This window comes from Mesorhizobium sp. M7A.F.Ca.US.006.04.2.1 (assembly GCF_004022915.1).
GTDB classification, from domain to species: Bacteria; Pseudomonadota; Alphaproteobacteria; order Rhizobiales; family Rhizobiaceae; genus Mesorhizobium; species Mesorhizobium ciceri.
This window is the reverse complement of the sequence record NZ_RZQA01000929.1, coordinates 1-2,338: the sequence shown is the minus strand read 5'-3', so window position 1 is coordinate 2,338 and position 2,338 is coordinate 1. Positions and strand designations below refer to the sequence as shown.

Sequence of the window (2,338 nt, the reverse complement as noted above, 5' to 3'; positions counted from 1 at the left end):
GGCGAAACTGCCTTTGCCGGCTCAGGGGCGGCAGAGTCCGCCAGGGGCGGCTTTGACAGGCCGGGCGGGAGCTTGGACGGCTCCGGTGGCAAAAGCGATGTCTTGCCGGCAGTCGGTGTGGCAGGCGTCATGAAGCCGCCCAGGTAAAGGCCCGCGCCGGAGGCCACAGCCAGCATCGCCAAGCCAGCGATCGCCAGGGTTCGGGTCTTTGTGGACCTTCCAGGCAAACGCGCCGTGGCCTCGCGCGGCATCGGCGCCGGAGGCGGCCGTTCGAACAAATGCGCGGGCCGCACGTGCTCTACGAAGGGCTGTCCGCCTGGGCCCGCTGCGGCTGCGTCGTCGTGCCTCTCAACATTGTGTGATCGTGCCTGGGTTTTGCTGCCGGATTTAAAGGTTCGCGGCAAAGCCGACCGATCGCGGGGTGTGATGGACGCCGGCGGGGTTGTCTCCTCGTTTTCGTCACGCGTCATCCTGGCGATTTCCGCCATGCTAACCGGTCGGTCCTGCGGATCCGGTTGCAGCATGGGTTCAACGATGTCACGAAAATCATCGTCGATGTCGGTGAGATCAGGCACGGTCCGGCGCTTTTCGATGACCTCGAATTGCGATCCGCTCATATCGATTGGCTTGCCGCGCAAGGCGGCAACCAGCACCAGCCCCAGGCTGTAGATATCGGATTGCTCACTGACATCGCCGCTGTAGAGCCCGAGCTGTTCGGGTGAAACATAGTTGTATTTTCCCGCAAACTTTCCGCCGATCAGGGTCTCACCGCCGACACTCGCCGACCGGGCGATACCGAAATCTATGATCTTCGCGCGGTCGACCCGGCCTCCCGGCAAGATGATGTTATCGGGCGAGAGGTCGCGGTGTATTGCTCCCGCCTGGTGCACGGCGCTCAGGCCGGAGGCGAGGCGGTGGCAGAGCTTGCGCACATCAGCCGCCGGCATCGCGCCACGCCGCATGATGTCGAACAGCGACTCACCGTCGACGAATTCCATGGCAAGGTAGGGACGGCCGATCCCGGGATCGATCGTGAAGACGTGGTAGCGCACGACCGCGTCATGCGACAGGTGATTGAGGATCAATGCCTCCTTGCGAAACAGCGACAAGATCGTCTGGTCACGGGCGAACTCGGGCAAGACGATCTTGATCGCGACATGGTCACCGGTCTGGATATTATGACCACGGTAAACCTCGCCCATGCCACCGAATGCGATGCGTTCGTCGAGCTCGTAGATGCCGCTGAGTTGCGTGCCTACGACGGTGTTGGCCATGCCCCCCGATATGCGCGTCTTGTCGTCGGAGCCCATCAACCTCAGGCCTTCGCTCTATGCAGATATGGAGGAGGCAATTGGCCATCGCGCTCGTGTCCTATCTTTACGAGGACGATCGTGACGTTATCCGTTGCGCCGCGCGCCAGCACCATGTCGAGCAGGTTCTCGCAGGCTGCCTGAGGTGTCGCCGACACCGTCGCCGCCTCGATCTCGGCGTCGGTGACATGCGCCGTCAGACCATCCGTGCTCAACACAAAAATATCCCCCGGCATGATTTCTCCCTGCTGGAAATCGATGACAATCTCGTCGCTGACGCCGATCGCTTGCGTGATGACATTGCGGCGCGGCCACGTGCGTGCTTCGGCTGCGCTGATGATACCGCGGTCGATGAGCTCCTGAACTTCGGTGTGGTCTCTCGAGATCTGCGAGATCGAGGCGTTGCGGACAAGATAGACGCGGCTGTCACCCGCCCACAGGCAGGCAAACCGCCCGTCCATCGCCAGCAGGGCGGCAACGGTGGAACCGATGGTTATGCCGCGGGATTCAGATATGCCTCGGATCTCGGCATTGGCCCGGCCCAGCCTGTCCTCGAAGCGGGCGCGAAGATCGGGAGCTGAGCTCGCAATGCCGATTGTTGACAGATGATCGACGATACTGGCGGAAGCGACCTCTCCGGCGTCATGTCCACCCATTCCGTCGGCTACCACCCAGACGCCAGTTTGTGGCTCGACCAGATAGCTGTCTTCATTGAGCTCACGGACACAGCCTTTGTGGCTCACGCCGAAGCTCTCAACGGAAAGGGCGACAGTATTCAATTTGCCACCAAGCGCTTTTCAAGCGTCCTTCTGCGGCGCACCTTTGGACGCTCGCTGGCGCCACTTTGCCACAGGCTCGAACATTAAAGTATCGAAAACTAAGGAAAACCAGGCTTTGAACGCCGTGGTCAGCGGACCGACGCCATGTTCAGCAGATGAACCCTGTTCAAAACGCCTTGGGACAGCTGAATCCGGACAGGGCCGGGAGGAAGAAGGGGTTGGAGCCTGAGCCTGTCTGGAGAGCATAAG

3 protein-coding genes are annotated in these 2,338 nt (G+C 61.3%); all 3 read right to left on the bottom strand.

What is annotated here, in order from left to right; translation table 11 throughout:
* Positions 1–1,310 (bottom strand): serine/threonine-protein kinase (locus EN925_RS32340; RefSeq protein WP_245487388.1); only part of this gene is annotated, 1,310 nt, incomplete at its 3' end.
* Between the two features lie 5 nt (positions 1,311–1,315).
* Positions 1,316–2,089, bottom strand: a complete 774-nt coding sequence (locus EN925_RS32335) for a protein phosphatase 2C domain-containing protein (RefSeq protein ID WP_013525286.1) — start codon at positions 2,087–2,089, stop codon at positions 1,316–1,318.
* Positions 2,090–2,107: 18 nt separating this feature from the next.
* A partial coding sequence (locus EN925_RS40285) for a hypothetical protein (RefSeq protein ID WP_206633046.1) occupies positions 2,108–2,338 on the bottom strand: 231 nt, incomplete at its 5' end.